The 16,627-nt window shown below is 41.9% G+C and carries 11 protein-coding genes and 1 tRNA gene; 7 read left to right on the forward strand and 5 right to left on the reverse strand.

The annotated features are described in order from the left end of the window. Nucleotides 1–59: 59 nt before the first annotated feature. Nucleotides 60–1,049: a D-alanine--D-alanine ligase gene (locus FPZ42_RS08010; RefSeq protein ID WP_146270134.1), complete on the reverse strand. Its 990-nt coding sequence runs from the start codon at nucleotides 1,047–1,049 to the stop codon at nucleotides 60–62. Between the two features lie 135 nt (nucleotides 1,050–1,184). Here FPZ42_RS08010 and FPZ42_RS08015 point away from each other — a divergent pair, with 135 nt between their 5' ends. From FPZ42_RS08015 to FPZ42_RS08045, 7 genes are all read left to right on the forward strand, one after another. After that, a complete protein-coding gene (locus tag FPZ42_RS08015) occupies nucleotides 1,185–1,976 on the forward strand; it encodes a PASTA domain-containing protein (protein WP_146270136.1) in 792 nt (263 codons plus the stop codon). Beyond that, on the forward strand, nucleotides 1,963–2,265 hold the full coding sequence (locus tag FPZ42_RS08020) for a rhodanese-like domain-containing protein (RefSeq protein WP_146270138.1): 303 nt from the start codon (nucleotides 1,963–1,965) through the stop codon (nucleotides 2,263–2,265). Before FPZ42_RS08015 ends, FPZ42_RS08020 begins: the two co-directional genes overlap by 14 nt. A 23-nt stretch (nucleotides 2,266–2,288) precedes the next feature. Next, the gene (gene mltG, locus FPZ42_RS08025) at nucleotides 2,289–3,308 is read left to right on the forward strand and encodes an endolytic transglycosylase MltG (RefSeq protein ID WP_146270140.1); all 1,020 of its coding nucleotides are present in this window, start codon (nucleotides 2,289–2,291) and stop codon (nucleotides 3,306–3,308) included. Beyond that, nucleotides 3,308–3,715: an acyl-CoA thioesterase gene (locus tag FPZ42_RS08030; RefSeq protein ID WP_146270142.1), complete on the forward strand. Its 408-nt coding sequence runs from the start codon at nucleotides 3,308–3,310 to the stop codon at nucleotides 3,713–3,715. Before mltG ends, FPZ42_RS08030 begins: the two co-directional genes overlap by 1 nt. Nucleotides 3,716–3,726: 11 nt before the next feature. Next, nucleotides 3,727–4,707, forward strand: coding sequence for a YihY/virulence factor BrkB family protein (locus tag FPZ42_RS08035; protein ID WP_146270145.1), 981 nt, complete (start codon nucleotides 3,727–3,729; stop codon nucleotides 4,705–4,707). Nucleotides 4,708–4,794: 87 nt separating this feature from the next. Next, a tRNA-Ser gene (locus FPZ42_RS08040) sits at nucleotides 4,795–4,882 on the forward strand. A 363-nt stretch (nucleotides 4,883–5,245) separates the two neighbouring features. Continuing rightward, nucleotides 5,246–6,466 (forward strand): site-specific integrase, encoded by a 1,221-nt coding sequence (locus FPZ42_RS08045; protein WP_146270147.1) that lies wholly within the window; start codon nucleotides 5,246–5,248, stop codon nucleotides 6,464–6,466. Nucleotides 6,467–7,379: 913 nt separating this feature from the next. Here the strand turns inward: FPZ42_RS08045 and FPZ42_RS08050 are convergent. From FPZ42_RS08050 to FPZ42_RS08065, 4 genes are all read right to left on the reverse strand, one after another. Beyond that, the gene (locus tag FPZ42_RS08050) at nucleotides 7,380–8,018 is read right to left on the reverse strand and encodes a DUF4276 family protein (protein ID WP_146270149.1); all 639 of its coding nucleotides are present in this window, start codon (nucleotides 8,016–8,018) and stop codon (nucleotides 7,380–7,382) included. Continuing rightward, the gene (locus FPZ42_RS08055) at nucleotides 8,018–9,184 is read right to left on the reverse strand and encodes an AAA family ATPase (protein WP_186458721.1); all 1,167 of its coding nucleotides are present in this window, start codon (nucleotides 9,182–9,184) and stop codon (nucleotides 8,018–8,020) included. Before FPZ42_RS08055 ends, FPZ42_RS08050 begins: the two co-directional genes overlap by 1 nt. Before the next feature lie 597 nt (nucleotides 9,185–9,781). Beyond that, nucleotides 9,782–14,875: an AAA family ATPase gene (locus FPZ42_RS08060; protein ID WP_146270153.1), complete on the reverse strand. Its 5,094-nt coding sequence runs from the start codon at nucleotides 14,873–14,875 to the stop codon at nucleotides 9,782–9,784. A gap of 368 nt (nucleotides 14,876–15,243) precedes the next feature. Beyond that, on the reverse strand, nucleotides 15,244–16,584 hold the full coding sequence (locus FPZ42_RS08065) for a hypothetical protein (RefSeq protein ID WP_146270155.1): 1,341 nt from the start codon (nucleotides 16,582–16,584) through the stop codon (nucleotides 15,244–15,246). Nucleotides 16,585–16,627 lie beyond the last annotated feature (43 nt).

Here is a 16,627-nt window from a genome sequence, read left to right on the forward strand (position 1 = left end):
ATTCAAACTAAATACAAACTTTGAGCACTAATCTTACCCACTTTTACATTTAAATGAAATTAACCTTTGATGGTGCCTTCAATCAAATGACCATAAAAATCAGTAACGTTCATACCGGCGGCCCTCACCTGTTGCGGTATCAAGCTATTGGCCGATTGGCCCGGTGTGGTATTGATCTCGATGAAATAAAAATCCTCAGAACCTTCTAACAATATAAAATCCACGCGGGTCATTCCACGGCAATTCAAACGCAAATAAACCTGAGTTACTATTTCGGCTATTTGGATGTTCTTTTCGGCAGGTATATCAGCCGGAGTTACTTCGTTAGTAACACCGGGTGTGTACTTCGCTTCATAATCGAAGAAGTCTTTTGAGCTGATGATCTCTGTGGCAGGCAACACGATTACCTTCCCGTTGAGCCTGGCAATACCGATGCTAAATTCGCGGCCCTTTATAAATTCCTCTATCAGGATCTGATCGTCTTCCTTAAAAGCTTTTTCAATAGCTTCATGCAGGCCGCTCACATTGTAAACTTTACTCATCCCAACGCTGCTGCCACCATTGTTAGGCTTTATAAACAGCGGAAATTTTAATGTGGCAGCAATTGCGGCAATATCATGATCATCTTTCTGGTGCAACTGCACTGACTTAGCCGTGTGCAAACAATGTATTCCATTAACAATGGCTTTAGTATAAGCTTTATTCATGGTAATGGCTGATGTTGTGGCATCGCAGGTATTATAGGGTATGCCTATCATATCCAGATAGCCCTGCAGTTTACCGTCCTCGCCGGGGGTACCGTGCACGGTGATAAAGGCGTATTCAAATTTTACCTTTTCGCCATCAACAGTGATGGAAAAATCGTTTTTATCAACGTTTATCTTTTCGTTTCCATCCTCATATATCCACTCATGGCGGCCAATTAAAATTGTATATACTTTATACTTTGATGCATCCAGGCTGGCTGCGATATTTTTAGCGCTATTTATCGAAACTTCGTACTCGCCGGTATAACCGCCGGCCAAAAGGGCTATATTGATGGTATTCATGATAGCCAAAGATATGGTATTAGCCCGAAGTGTAAAACGTAAGTTTAATGTACTGTAACAGATAGCTATAGTTTAAGCAATTAAAATTTGCCAAATCAAATTGTTATGTTTGACGGTAAATTCTGAATAAGAGGTATGAGTAATTTTGGGGCTTATTTAAAAACCAGGCAATTTCGAAACACCATATTATTGGTTGTAGCAACAACTATTGGCATTGTACTTATTGCATTTTTTAGCCTTAGTTACTATACCCGCCACGGCCAGGGCATACCTGTTCCATCCCTAAAAGGCATGAACGTAGACAAAGCCATGCAGGTATTAAAAGACCAGGGCTTTAATTACAAGATAGACTCTGTTTTTGTGTTAGACCAGGCGCCGGGTACTATTGTAGAACAAGACCCTGATGCAGGCACTAATGTAAAAGAAAACCGTACCATCTATCTTACTATGGTAACGCAGCAGGCACCCAATGTTTCATTACCGGATATTATTACTGAACAAAGCATATATCGCGAGGCTGTTGCCGTGCTATCGAATTATGGCATTAAAGTAGGTGATACTTCTTATGTATCAGATATTGCCCGCGACCGTGTGCTTGAAGTACGCATGGGCGGCCAGGTTATAAAGCCAGGCACAAAAATACCTAAAGGCTCAAAGGTTGACCTGGTATTGGGCAACGGCGAAGGCGCCAGTGAAGTGGAGATACCTGAACTGGTTAACTTAGACCTTGATGCTGCTAAATTCGCCATTCGCGGGGCTAAACTCACAGTGGGATCTATTATCTACCAGGGTGCCATCACAGATTCGGCAAACGTGGTAGTAGTATCGCAATCGCCTGCTAAAACCGATTCTTTGAGCACTACCAGCATTGGCACCCGCATTAACCTTACTGTTACGCAAGGCAAACCCTCTGATGTTCCAAATTGATGCTAAACACTTGAATGAGCTTCTAACAAATGGCGCGGTTTTGCAAATACTTGATGTAAGGGAGCCAATAGAATTTCATAGTTTTAATATAGGTGGCCAAAACATCCCGGTAAATAAACTTCGCAATAACCTTGATGCTGTCAAGTACAACAAATATGATGAGATCATCGTTATTTGCAGTGCAGGCATACGCAGTGAGGGAGCCTGCGAAATACTGGAGGCTAACGGCTTTAAAAGTGTCACAAACTTAAAGGGCGGTTTAATAGCTTTGCAGAGAACAAAAAATTAAATTTAAGATCTACCTTAATACACATGAAAAAATTTTGGATCGCACTGGTTATCATCGTTGTGCTATCGCTTATTGGCACAGGCGTATTTTATTACCTGCGCTTTTTTGGGCCAAATGTAACTGATAACCAAAAATACCTTTACATTAAAACAGGCTCAAACATTGATGATGTTTATAAAACTGTTGTGAAAGAAGGAATAGTAAATGATACTACATCATTTTTACAGGCCGCCCATAGCATGAAATACCGTAATGTAAAACCCGGTAAGTATCGCTTGAAAGAAGGGATGAGCAACCGGAACTTAATTAATATGCTTAAGGCCGGTAACCAGGAACCGGTTAATTTCTCTTTCCATAACTTTAGATTAAAGGAACAATTTGCTGCCTACGTGGGCAAAAATCTGGAACCTGATTCCGCCGCAATGATGCAATTGCTCGATTCGGCAAAATTTGCGCAGCAGTACGGGCTTACCACTGATAATATTTATACGGTATTTATTCCAAACACCTACCAGATCTATTGGAATACAACTCCCGAGAAATTATTTAAACGCCTTTATGCTAACTATGAGAAATTCTGGACGCCGGAGCGCAAGCAAAAAGCGGCTGCAATAAATCTTACCCCACAGGAAGTTTATACACTGGCTTCTATAGTAGATTCTGAGGCTTTGTTTGACAGTGAGATGCCAACCATTGCAGGTTTGTATCTTAATCGCTTAAGGAAAGGTCAAAAGCTGGAATCAGACCCTACGGTAATTTTCGCGTTGAAAAATTTTACTATTAAGCGTGTGCTTAAACGCGACCTGCTTACCAATTCGCCCTACAACACTTATTTGTACAAAGGTTTGCCACCTGGGCCAATCATGATGCCGTCTATTGCAGCAATCGATGCGGTGCTGAACTACGAGCATAACGATTACATTTATATGGTAGCAAAAGAAGACTTCTCGGGTCATCACAATTTCGCAAAGGATGAGGCCGGACATCGCGAGAACGCCCGCAAATACCATGAAGCCCTGAACGAAAGGAATATTAAACGCTAATGTTCCAAAACGCAACAAAAATAAGGGTGCGCTACGGCGAAACCGACCAAATGGGCTACATGTACTATGGTAACTATGCCGAGTTTTTTGAGGTTGGCCGTGTAGAAATGCTGCGCAGCCTGGGGCTAACTTACAGCCGGATGGAAGCCTCTGGCATAATGATGCCTGTACTCGAGATGAAGTGTAAATACCTAAAACCGGCCCGTTATGACGAGGAGATAACCGTAAACGTAATAATGGACAAAATCCCCGGCGTTAAGATTCATTTCCGCTACGATCTGTTTAACGAGCGTGATGAATTGATACATATTGGCGAAACGTTACTGGCTTTCATTAACATGAAAACCAATCGCCCTTGCCTGCCCCCTACCGAATTTCTTGAAAAATTGAAGCCATTTTTTGAGTAATTTTAAGCCTGATGAAATGGCTGCATCGCTTTTTACTGCATTTTAGATTTTACCAATACTTTACTGACTGGACCAAAACCGTTTACATACCCGGTTTTAGGCCTCTGCCGCTGCATACGGTCCTGGTATTCTTTGCATCAGAGATACAAAAGTCGTCGCTTAATAACCGTGCGGCTGCCTTAGCATACAACTTTATGCTGGCGCTATTCCCAGCTATCATCTTTTTGTTTACGCTGATAGCGTACATACCTATTAATAATTTCCAGACCTATCTGCTTAACCTTATCGCCTTAATATTACCTCATAACGCATTTGAGGCCTTTAAAACAACCCTTGTTGATATTATCAAGATACAACACGGACAATTGTTGTCCATTGGTGTGATAACAGCCTTATATTTTGCAACAAATGGCGTAAGTAATCTGATGCAGGCTTTTAATAAGTCATCATTGGTTTTGGAAACCCGCAGCTGGATAAAAAGGAGGCTGGTAGCCATTGTACTTACTGTGGTTATAAGTATTGCTTTGCTTATCGCTATTGTTATAATGATAGCGGGACAAGCTGCCATACACTACGTGCAATTAAAACTGGATGGCAAAGGTTATTTTTGGGGATTGTTAATCGCTTTACTACGATGGCTGATCATACTGGCAATATTCTTCGTTAGTATAAGTATCCTTTACCGCTACGGGCCTGCTAATAAGAACCGTTGGAAGTTTGTTAATCCCGGGTCTATATTGGCGACGTCTCTGGCTATTCTAACATCTATTGGGTTTACTTATTACACCAATAATTTCTCATCATATAATAGCGTGTATGGCGCAATAGGCACCCTCATTGTGGTAATGATATGGTTATATCTAAACTCAATGGTTTTGCTTATCGGTTTCGAATTAAATGCATCTGTAGACCTTTCTAAACGCACAATTCGGATCGCGAAACCACGTTTTAACACGTTTAAATCGAAAAAATCCAACCCGGACAAGCAATAATAATTTGGCTATCAATACCTTACAATTATTTTAAAAAAAGTTAACATCGAATTTGGCAATTCGCGCCGGATTTGTACTTTTGTCCCCGGAGAGCTGGCAGAGTGGTCGATTGCGGCAGTCTTGAAAACTGTTGACTGTAACAGGTCCTGGGGTTCGAATCCCTAGCTCTCCGCCAAAAACATAAAGCCCTGTAAATCAAGCATTTACAGGGCTTTTTTAATAAGTACGAATCTCCCGAACCTAACTTTTTAAAAATAAAAAACCCTCTAATTTCGCTAATTAGGGGGTTTTTCATTGTTGAGTTTGCTTAAAAACAGGAAAAAACGTTAAATATCGCAAAACTCATGAGCGTCTTTTGGAGCGTTTTTTAGCCCTAAAAATGACTCACCAAGTTCTATTTTACAAAGCAAAAACTTATTAATAAAGTGTTCCTCATATCTCAAGTAATACCCCGGATTTGAGATCTAAGGAATGTAAAATACTATTCTTTTATTTCAATATAACCTTTGACAGCTTTGTCGAAATTTAAAAAGAACACATGTTAGAAAAAAGCTTCGGTTTGCTTTACTATTTAAAGCAAACCAAAAATCAAAAAAATGAAAACAGATATATTTATCTACGTATCACGGTAGACGGAGAGCGCCGGGAAATATCAACCAAAAGACAATGGATACCGGATCAATGGAACGCACAATTAGGCAGGACAACTGGTATCAGCGAAGAAGCAAAAGAATTGAATTCTTATTTAGATTTGATTTCTGTTAAGGTTTATCGGGCGAAATCCAAACTACTGGAAAGTAATCAACCATTAACCGCCGACAACATTAAAGATGTATTGACTGGAAACAATGAAAAAAAGCATTTCATTGTAGAAGCCTTTGTGCGCCATAATAAGCAAATTAAAGCTTTAGTAGGCCGGGAGATTGCTCCCGCCACATTAACCCGCTACAGGACAGCCTGCGACCATGTACAAAACTTCATCAAATGGAAGTATAAAAAAGAAGACCTGGAGCTTAGAAGTTTAGACTACGAGTTTATCTCCCAATTTCTATTCTGGCTTAAAACGGAGAGGCATTGTGCAAATAACACTGCTATCAAATACTTGGGGAATTTCAAAAAAATAGTCTTGGAGTGTCAACAAAAAGGGTTGCTTATCAAAGATCCGTTTTTAGGTTTTAGAACAAAACGAGATGAGGTAGTACCAGTAGTCTTAACCGGAGATGAGTTGATCAGGATAAGGAATAAACAATTCGACACACAAAGACTAAAACATGTCCGGGACATATTTCTTTTTAGTTGTTATACCGGGTTAGCATATAGTGATGTTTACAAACTTCGCATTACTGATATTATGATTGGTATAGATGGCGATAAGTGGATCATCACGACCAGGCAAAAAACTAAATCAAGCACAAGACTTCCGTTACTTCCGAATGCACTGGCTATTCTTGAAAAATACAATGATCATCCTAAATGCTTAACAACGGGCACTCTCCTACCTGTCTTAACTAATCAGAAAATGAATTCTTACTTAAAGGAGATTGCTGATGTGACTGCTATAAATAAAAAGCTAACTTTTCATACTGCCAGACATACTTTTGCCACTACCATTACGCTTACTAATGGCGTACCAATGGAAACAGTGTCAAAAATGTTGGGACATAAGTCACTAAAACAAACACAACATTATGCTAAAGTTCTTGATGTAAAAATCAGTAAGGATATGAAATTATTAAAAAGAAAATTGGAGAGGGTTTAAATTGGTTATTACCTTTTGGTAATGGCTCGTTAGTAAACAAGTAAAGCGCAAGGTTGCGCTTTACTTGTTTACTATTAACTTATTCAAACAAATGATTCAACTGTTACTGTATCATAAACATGAGATTAATTTATTACCGCCTAAAGTAAACTCCACGTATAAATGCCCTACATGTCAGGTAATCGTTGATATGGATTTTGTAAATTATCTTTGTTCGTAAACCTACTTTTTGCGTCAATAGTAGAGTAAAGAACACTATCAATTTAACTAACTGATTGTTAAAAGAAGAATACCGTAGTTCAGAACTCTCCCTCCTATATTTAATCACGATAATATTAAAATTTCGAGGTAAAAGAAGCGACCTCTCAAATTGATAATGCCATCGTTAATGATACCATATGCCACTGGGCCGACCTGGGCTATGGTTCGAGGACTTTTACCTTGGCCTCGTCGACTATTTTAAATAAAAACAGCCAGATAACAGGGATTGACCGCTAACCGCAGGAGTTTTGGTCTCCAGAGATTACTTTTAAATGGATTTTGTTACCGGTAAATTCGGGCCCGTTGGACTAAAGGGCATCCTTATTTCAAATGCTTTACATTTTGTGCAGATAAACTGGCGAAGATCCGGAAGCTGGGAGGCTGTTTTGCGGATATTTCGCTTTTTGTTTGGTCGCATAGGTTATAAGGTCTTAAGAAGGGTGATAAGGCTTCGGCCTTTGGCGGGCGACTGAATTTTGCATGTGTTAGTCGTTAAGTTAAATTGCCTTTGAGCTGTGCGGGCAGCCGGTTCACCTGCTTTTACCCGCAGGAGCACCCGCCGCAATTTTGGTTGCGCTTCGACAGCACACGCGGCTCTCGCCAACCCTGCGCTGACTAACCCAAGGCCGTTGAGGTTTTATTTGGGGTGATGTTATTTCTTTGCAGTTTCAGGTTTCTTAACCAATTCGTTCATGGCCGTGAACGCGGTCTGTAGCTCAGGCACCTGACTGTAAATCAATTCCATATCTAGGCTATCAATGAATCCGGCTGCACGGCGGCCTTTTTGATAGTGTTTACCGTAGCGATGAAAAAGAGCGGATAGTTTGCGGTTATCGCATTTATCCTTATTGGGAAAAGCGTCCATTTTGCGCTGGGCCTGCGGCACCTCCAGATAACGGTAAATGCCTTCAAGGTCATGGAAGAACCATGCTTCGAGGTCTTTGGTAGCGATAAGCGGATGGATCTTTTTGATCCGGCTGCGTTTGCCGATAAACTCTTTTTCGAGATCTTGCAGTTGCAATTGCGAAGGTTCATGTCGCTCGGCTTCGCGATCGATGGCGATAAAAACATGGATCTGGTTGCAATCTTTGAACTTATCGTTCAGCAAGTAGGTCTTAATCTTGCTTTTCACCTTATCGTTCAGACCATAGACGCCCTGCAGGTTTCCGGTATTGAGCCGGATGACGCGTTCCGGAATATAGCGCTCGAACAGCTTTTTATAGAACTCACCTTCTGTCTCACCTTCATAAAGGAACAGGATTGAATTGGGATTAATCGTCTGCTTGGCCATTAGTCAAAATCCTCCACTTCTGACTGGTCAAAGAATAGTTCATCTGCAAAGTTGGTGGTCCCGGAGCGCAAGCGGGCTTTCAGTTCTTTGCGGCTGCTGACGTTGGCAAATTCGCTCATTCCGTCTTCGGTTTGACGGGCGGTGATGATCTGATCGACCTTGCTTTTATTCAGCAGGACAATGGAATGTGAGGTAATAATGAACTGTTTGTATTCGGCAAAGCTCTGCAGGAAGTTTACGAGATCGACCAGGGCTTTTGGATGCGTGGAATTCTCGGGTTCTTCGATGAAGAAAATATCATGGCCACTGTTGAGTACTTTGACGATCAGCGCGATCAGCAAAATACTGCCGTCGGAGAAGTCTTTTAGGTTCTTGATCGACCGGGCATGGGTAAAGCTAAGGTATTTGATCTCCTGACCGCTGTGATGACTATTGTTGCCGATCTTGAAGCTGCCGATATCGACGTCATCAATACCCAGGACGTGATGGACAGCGCTTTTAAAAATATGCCAGCTCGGGCTTTGTTCCAGTTGAATAATCTCTTCTTCCAGTTCAAACGCGATGAGCCTGCCGTTATGAATATTGAGTTTGTCTTTGCTGTTCTTGGTGAGTTCGGTATGCGAAAAATAAAATATCGGCGTCTTTAAAACCTGATTAAGAGAAGTCAGGGCATCGCTGTATGCAGGGTTTACGGTGCCCAATACCTGGAGCAAACGAATGGTGCTGACCGAGGGCGAGAGGCTGGCCTCTGATTTAAATTTTGGAAAATCTGCTCCGTAAGTGACCTTATTTTCATGACGGCCAAAAATCCGGACGGATGTACCTGGTTTGCCGAGGTCTTTGTAGGAAAGACTTTCGCCGTCGATATAAAAAATAGGTGTCATGGCCACCGACCGGCCGGCTCTCCAGCTCAGGGTCAATCCGTAGCTAAATCGTCTGTTGGTCTCCGTGTTTTCCCACTCCATCTGAAAACGTATACTGGGAACGGCAGCGGCGTCTTCGGTGATATAGTGTTTATTGGGCAATACTTTTTCATACAGCCCTCCTTTAAATCCGGTCTCAAATGCTTGATTGACTTCCTCGGCTGCAGCGTTGATCACGAAATCCAGAAAGCCGAACGATTGAATGAAGTTGGATTTACCGGAGTTATTAGTTCCAATTATCACGTTATAGTTCTCGAAATTCAGTACTGCAGACCTGATATTCCGGTAATACGATAAATTATAATTAACAATTTTAATCATCTTTATTAAATTTTGACATCAATGTCAATTATTTACAATCAAATATAATACAAATTACCTTATCAATATAAATAATAAGGGTTATTAATCATTTTTAGTATTTAAATTGGTATGATTGGAGAAATACGTATAGGCCGTGGTGTTAATAATTACTGGTCGTATGCCATAAGCAATAAGTTTTGGTTGCGAAGGCGATTGTTCTGACTTATCTGATTTATCATTAGCATTTTACAAAAACCAGTATGCGCGATTACCCTATTGGTTGATTATTAAATGATTACCATTGGGAAGATCGGTTCTACTGATAAGACCAATCATAAACAGGCTATCATTACGAAAACGTTTAAAGCGATCGCTGTGATGGATGTTAATAGTATGTAGCTAAGCCTTTTCCAAAGCTTTATGACTAGTCAGATGTGTCAAAGAGCTCACAATAATAGTTGGCATCGATCACCTTTTAAAGATAGTTGTCATAGCCCGAAGGACCGATATGCCCTTATCAATACAGCACAAGGAATCTTAACTTTGGCGTTTTTCCATGTTCAAATGAACAATAAATTCACGCAACCAATAAGCATCTGACGACTGTTGCTCTACCATTTGGTCGAGTAACCACAGGTAGTTCGTAAACAAGGTCTGGTCCTGCAATAATTCGTTCAAATGATTGTAATATACGCGGCCAACCAATTGCTCGATATGCTTGATCAGCATAATGGCAGGTCGTATATTTTCTGCCTTCAGTTTTTCTATAAGCCAGTTTAGCATAGGCATCAATAGGGTCTGATCACCAATATGACTTAGCAGATTCACAACGGCGTTTAGGCTATCTTCACCATATAATTTGATATACTCGATGAATTTTTCGCGCTGACTTTCGATGGGTGGCCAACTTATTACATCTTGCCGCCAGGTAATGTCCCAGCTCAACAAAATAGTGCTGCCAAAAAGCTTTGAACCTAATGTACGGGAGATCTCGTCAAACTTTGTCCAAGTAGCGGCAAAGCAAGCTACGGTATGGCTGGTATCCTCCGGCTTGTCCAAGGGCAAATTTTTGTCCGCTATATTGATTAGTTTTTCTGCTATGCTAAAGAAAAATTTAATAAAATCGCCTACTTTACTTTTTTTACTTTCAGAACTAAGCTTGATGAAGCTATGTGCAGCTTTGATGAAGTGCTCAAACAAATGATTGGAGCGTTCACCTCGATTCCAGAATATCAAACTACTCACTTTTTCCTCTACGACCCACTTTAAGCGGTAGTTCAGTTGAGATCGATCCAGGTCATCTTTATCTTTCCACATCTCGGCCAAACAAAGGTTGAATACCTTTTCTGTAAATTGATAGACAAGCGGAAGGTCTGTTTTATCCGGCAATATTTTGGTGGCTCTGATCAAATATTCCAGTGCATGCGTGTCCGCTGTAATTTTGTCTATCTCCGGGATCGCTTCGGTCTCGCTTATAAGCGATTCGATCAGTGTGTTATAGTCCTCCCAATACTTTTCTTCCTCTGCTTCAGACCTTGGCCGGAATCTTTTCGGTGCGTGTTCTTTATAAAATTCAGCGAATCGGATAAGCCCATAGAGGCCTTTATAAGCTAAACTTTCGTTTAAATTCCACATATCTTTTTTTAAGGCTTGAAAAAAATCGTCGGCATCCGGATCGTTCTCCTGGAATGGAGCAGTCAGAAAATACAGCGCGAGACGTTCAAACTCTTTTTGTTCCTCGTCTTGCACTAACGTAGTTAACAATGGAAAGACCTCTATAGCCGAATCAAAATCAATCGATGAAAATCCAAGATCAAGATCGAACGGTCGGTAAGCTTTACCCACTTTCTTTTCCAGTATCGAAAAAGTTGTTTGTTTACTCCAATGTTTTTCTTCTTCCTTTAATTCGGTCCATAAGTATCGTATACCTGTTTCAGCGACCATACTCGGGCGATGATGTATGATACTGTAGCTTTCAAGGCTGATGTAGTAAGTGTAGACCTCGCGCCAATAGGTAATCTCGGCCGTCAATTCACATTTTTGAACCTTATGAAGCCAATTAAACTGCGTGTTTTCCACATCGATTTTTGCCTGTTCCTCTTTGAGTTCAGCAACATAATCCTTAATATCGTCGTGATAGACCGGTTCAATAATGAAGTTTCTACTTTCGGGATTTTCGACAGTTTTGGTAATTCTCCAGGTGCGAATATCCATCTCATCCAGCATCTTTAGCCAATTCAGGTCCTGCGGGTCAGCATTTGTCCGAAGTTTGTCGAAGAGCGCGAACAACTGTAAGTTGGCGGCGCCGTAATTAAAACAGTAAAAATTGATAAAGTGCCGTAATCCGCCGTAATATTTTTTACGGTGAGGCAAACCGTTCGCCGCCAGGCGTTCCTGGTCGTGAAGGGCATGGAAAGTATTCATGGTGCTTTCCCTGTCATGTACAAAACGTGAAATATCGTAGCTGATGAACTTATGGTCTGCGTACAGCGGCACAACAAAATTGTCTGCCATAGCAGGGTAAGCCTGCGCGACACTCGCTATAACCGCGGTGGTCATGACCGATACGCTGTTCCTAAAAAGGAAATCAGTCAAATTATTCAGGGCATCCCGGTTCTTTTCACCTTCAGCACCAAGCTCCAGCAGGTACTTTTCTAAAGCCATCAGCACAGATTGCAATAAATATGGCGATACGCGTCCTGTGCCCCGAAATACCTGCCAGAGATGATCACTGCCATAATTAATGACTTCCGTACCGTCGTTGAGATGAAGGGTCGTGACCCCGATCGTATCGTCCGATGCAAAGTCAGAATAGCGGTAGTTTTCGGCACACCAGTTCACCATTTCGGTAATAAATATGGCTGCTTTTAAGGGATGATACCTCAGCAACCACAGCGCAGGCGTTTGGTAGGCGCTGCCGGGGAAATACTCCAACCTGTCTTCCCCCCGCAAACCAAAATCAACATTAACATCCGTTGACCTTACCGGCCGGCGATGTATCTGGTACATCATCCGGTCATGTTCGGTCTCTGGGTAGCGAACGGCGCAGGTTCTATGGAACCAATGCTCATTTGCCAGGGCAATGACCGTATCCGGCATATACTTACATAGCTGGGCACACACAGGGCCATTGAGCGCCACCTTGATGATCTTGGTTTTTAGCTTGTCTCCTTCAAAAAAATAATCGCTGTCTGCATAAGGATCATCTTCGTTTACCTCCTCATTATCCTCGGGTTTATCGCTTTTGATAATAGCTGTAATTTCTTCGATCAATCCTCCGGTGAAAAGGCATAAAAGTTCCACCGCGGCATCAGCTTCGGAATTCCTGTAGCCATCTAAACTGATATGTTTACCCAGGAGCTTTAACAGGATCAGGCCGGCGGTGCGCGTACCCTCGGGCAATTCCTCCTGGCTGTTGACAATCTTGCTCCAGTCACTGAGTATTTGATAAATCAGGTCATATTGTTCATTGTTGATCTTTTCAAAGTCAGCTAAAATAAGTTGGAATACCGGAGCCCAGCCATAGCCCCTCGGGAGATAGTTCTTCGCATAAAAGTTGCCAATGTTTTCCCGGCAGGCCGTCCGCATAATTTGTATCAGGTGGAATAAAAAACGATAGTCATCTTTAACCAGTTCTGCACGATACTGTTCAAAAAACACCGCGCAATATTCTGAATACAGGATGGCGATCAGCGACTCATCGCGCCAGTAGCTATCCAGTTCGGCGGTAAAAAGCTGTCCCATCACAAAAGTTAGTTTTGCCGCCGCTCTTGTCTGCAATACAGACTGCACCCAAAGCCGGTAAGCCCGGCGCATGCTGGGTTCCTGCCCCAGCTCGTCAAAGAAGGCCTGATGATCCGTTTGTTTCCGAAAACAGTCATCCACGTACCTGATCAAGGCCCAATCTTCCAATACATCATGGGCTGGTACAAACTCCCCTCCATCGTGGCTTTCAAGGATCACATTTTCTTTAAGCAATTTTTCCAGCGCCAGCGGATCATCCAAGGTGACGGGTGTAAAAGGACGCATCAGCTTGGAACGGTTTACTGCGACATGCACGAACAACCGGCTCCGGCGCTCGGGCAGGCCGTCATGAAATTCATTGATCTTGTTTTCGATGATCGTTTGCCACAGCAATTCACGGAAATCTGCTTCGCTGATATTATCCAGGTTTTGATGGCTTTGCCCGATCGCCCGATAGGCGAAGTCCAGATATTTTGGCACACGAATGAGTGATTTAAGCCGGGGGTTACCGGCTAAAGCACGCAAGGCCGGAACCTCCTCATATACTTTCGTGAGCTCGTCTTCGGTGAGTACGGCGATCTCCGTTTTGGCATAGTTCAAAGGACTCAGGTACTTCATCTCGATCAGGCCGAGGTTTGATTTCCGGCAGGTGATGAGTACCTTGACATTCGTAATGGATTTTAAAGCGCTGAGCAATTGGTTTGCCGCTAAACCATCTGCTTCCAAAAGCTTTTCCATTGCATCGATGTAGATCAGGTTCGACTTAAAGAGTCCAAATAATGAAAATATATCTTTGAGCGAATGCTGTATCTGATAGCTGCTGAAGTATGCCGTCAGGCTATTCGAACTTAATTCATCAGACTTGAAATTAAGCACGAACCCATCGCAGCTACTATGCATTTCACTGATTACGGCTTTGGCTACTGCTGATTTCCCTGTTCCCGGATCACCGGCAATAACGACCACGTTGGTGGCATTCAGCAATGTCCTGACTTCATCGGTCAGGTTATCACGCCGTAACGAGTAGCCGCCGATGGTGTCTTCTATGGCATCCAGTATCTCCGCTTTTTGAGCACCGAAGCGCTGCAACTGGCGTACTTCCCGCTGATAGTTCGCCGTATTAAAGATCGAACGGAACTCTTCAGACAGTGCGTTTTTTTCGTAAACACCGCCTTTGCTGTTCGCATCCATCAGGTGAGACGAAAGGCTGCTCCATATTTGCGCGGCACTGAGGTCTTCGTTCTGTTTATAGTTATTGATCAGGCCGTAAAGGATCGCTTTCTGCTGGCTGTTGTCCGTTCCGTAATCCAGCTCCAAAACATATAAGGTCTTTAGAAAGTCGATGTAAACGGCGTCCTCGATCTTTTGGTCTGGTTCAATGTCGGCAATGATCCCCCGGATCAGATCAAAGTATTTTTTCTTTTGCTGAATGCGGGAAACTTCATTGATAAAATCTGCCGGAGGCGCTTTCTTTACGCGGGCCCAATCCAGGATAACCTTCAAATGGTTCTTCTCATCCAAAGTCAGGTTACTCTTTATAATGAATATCTTATCGGTAGCGGAAGAAAAAAGATCTTTATTGTTAAAGTCCTTCCAGGCGGCCTCGAGCACTTCCTGAAATATCTGCCCTTTAGCGGATATGACCAGGTTATGTTTGATCTGCATGATGATTTTGGAAGTCACACCGTTTTCAACGGAATACAGCAAAAGGTCATCGGTCTGATAACCTAAAGAGCCTGATTGCTGACGATAGTATGTGATCGTCCCTTCCTGCGTTCCCGGTACGATCAGCCCTAACAGAAACGAAACAAAAAAACCCGTTTGAACTTCGTTTTCGTAAAAGCTGCCACCACTACCCTGAGAAAATACATTACTGTTCGTTGCCATCTTAACCGTTAATTGTGAAGCACTAAAATAATTAGCTTTTATGGAATCGCTGTATTTAGTTTTTCACATCGTAAGATGACATGATTATGCGGTAAACCTGCTGACTTGATCAGAATAGTTACAGGGAACAGACGGTACTGTTAACCGGACAGCGCGGTTATTCTAACAGGCTGTACGGTTGCCATTTCCCTAACCCTCTTAAACTCTTTATTTTTTCTTAACACGGCTATTACCAGGCATTCCTTAGAGAATCTTTCATTCCAGCAACCTCCTTTTTTTTAACGAGCATGCTAGACTCTGAAGATTCATTGGCGTCTTCAGACAGACCGCCTTGATTTAATTAGTCATAACGTACCAGAGTGCTTTAATCATTTGTTTTCTTCGTGTGGCTTATCAGGAATGCTATTGAAGGTCAGGTGTAAACCATCATTTAATATTAGTTCGACGATATAGTCACTATAACGCCAGGCACGTCCGGGCCAACTGTTATCAGACATTTCTTCAATATAAAATGCCCCTTTTTCTTGAAGGTCTTGTCCTAAGTCCGCTAATAACAGATCAGTCAATAATTTGATTTGCAAGACTAACGTTCCTTTGCTGAATCGTCGTTTTTCTGCTGAAAAATAGAAAAAGTATTCACCGGAAACATCCCCGATAGTCAAAATATTAAAGTGCTCGAAGTATATTTTAGATAAGGAATATGTTGTGTATTTGGTATTATCGTTTTCGTGTTGGTTGATGCAAGATAATTCGTTTAGCCTTAAAAGTTCACCTGTCAGCCCTGCCATATTATCATGAGGCCGGGGACCAGCCTCTACCCATTCATAAAATTCTTTAGCGGACATCAATTGCGGATAAATGTCAGTGGCTTCATACATGAAGCTGGCTTTAGTTAAAAAATCCTCATCCTTAGAGACGACGATATCGCAGTAGCCGCCGAAAAAGGCATGTTTGCCATCATTGGCCAGGTTGAGCATTTTTTGTTTTGCCGGTTTGCCTTTTACTATGCCTAAATATTCCAGCACATAATACATTCTTACAAAAGCTTCATAAATATTGGAGTTTGCCATATTTTTCATGCAGAATGTCGAATAGCTGCTAAGAAATGTATCGCGGTCCGTGATCTCTGTGCCGTTAAATCCTTCTATTCCCAGTGCATATAATGGGTTGGTAACATAGTTGTGTTGGTGTAAATATTGCAGCAAGGCTTTGAAGCTTTTCTGTTGATCGTTCAAATCTTTTGTAAAGCCATAGAATAAATCAATAAACTCATTAAAATTAGTTGTCTGATCGAGTATGGTTTTAAATTGATCGGGCATATCATCGGGCAAAGGATTATCACCTATCGCTTGACGAAAACTCAGCGGGATTAATTTAAATACTTCTGTCATCAAATTAAATCCCGGTGAACCTTCATTCAGCAACTGCAAGGTTTGATTCCATTCAAAACGGTCAAAATACTCCCGGGGCGTTTCGTATTGAAATTTAACTTCGCCGTCAAAACTAAAACAGTGATCACCTGCTACCAGGGCGATCAAGTCCATGTCACTATATTTCTCATCAGTCTGATCCCAGCTTAGGTCATGTAGGTGTGCTTCTGAGAAACAATAAATATTTCGGTCTTGATCCGATTTTATAAATGATAGCAACCGTGCGCCGTCATCTTTTTTTAGATCCAGTATAACATTCAGGTCGAGGTAGATCAGCATATCCTAAATATAATTAAATGTATTTATGCGCCGGGAATATTAT

The organism is Mucilaginibacter achroorhodeus (assembly GCF_007846095.1).
In the GTDB taxonomy this organism is placed as follows: Bacteria; Bacteroidota; Bacteroidia; order Sphingobacteriales; family Sphingobacteriaceae; genus Mucilaginibacter; species Mucilaginibacter achroorhodeus.

Bases quoted from the DNA above. Each gene is read 5' to 3' on its own strand.
- FPZ42_RS08010 (WP_146270134.1), bottom strand. From the start codon at position 1,049: ATGAATACCATCAATATAGCCCTTTTGGCCGGCGGTTATACCGGCGAG.
- FPZ42_RS08045 (WP_146270147.1), top strand. From the start codon at position 5,246: ATGTTAGAAAAAAGCTTCGGTTTGCTTTACTATTTAAAGCAAACCAAA.
- FPZ42_RS08035 (WP_146270145.1), top strand. From the start codon at position 3,727: ATGAAATGGCTGCATCGCTTTTTACTGCATTTTAGATTTTACCAATAC.
- FPZ42_RS08060 (WP_146270153.1), bottom strand. From the start codon at position 14,875: ATGGCAACGAACAGTAATGTATTTTCTCAGGGTAGTGGTGGCAGCTTT.
- mltG (WP_146270140.1), top strand. From the start codon at position 2,289: ATGAAAAAATTTTGGATCGCACTGGTTATCATCGTTGTGCTATCGCTT.
- FPZ42_RS08050 (WP_146270149.1), bottom strand. From the start codon at position 8,018: ATGGCCAAGCAGACGATTAATCCCAATTCAATCCTGTTCCTTTATGAA.
- FPZ42_RS08030 (WP_146270142.1), top strand. From the start codon at position 3,308: ATGTTCCAAAACGCAACAAAAATAAGGGTGCGCTACGGCGAAACCGAC.
- FPZ42_RS08020 (WP_146270138.1), top strand. From the start codon at position 1,963: ATGTTCCAAATTGATGCTAAACACTTGAATGAGCTTCTAACAAATGGC.
- FPZ42_RS08065 (WP_146270155.1), bottom strand. From the start codon at position 16,584: ATGCTGATCTACCTCGACCTGAATGTTATACTGGATCTAAAAAAAGAT.
- FPZ42_RS08015 (WP_146270136.1), top strand. From the start codon at position 1,185: ATGAGTAATTTTGGGGCTTATTTAAAAACCAGGCAATTTCGAAACACC.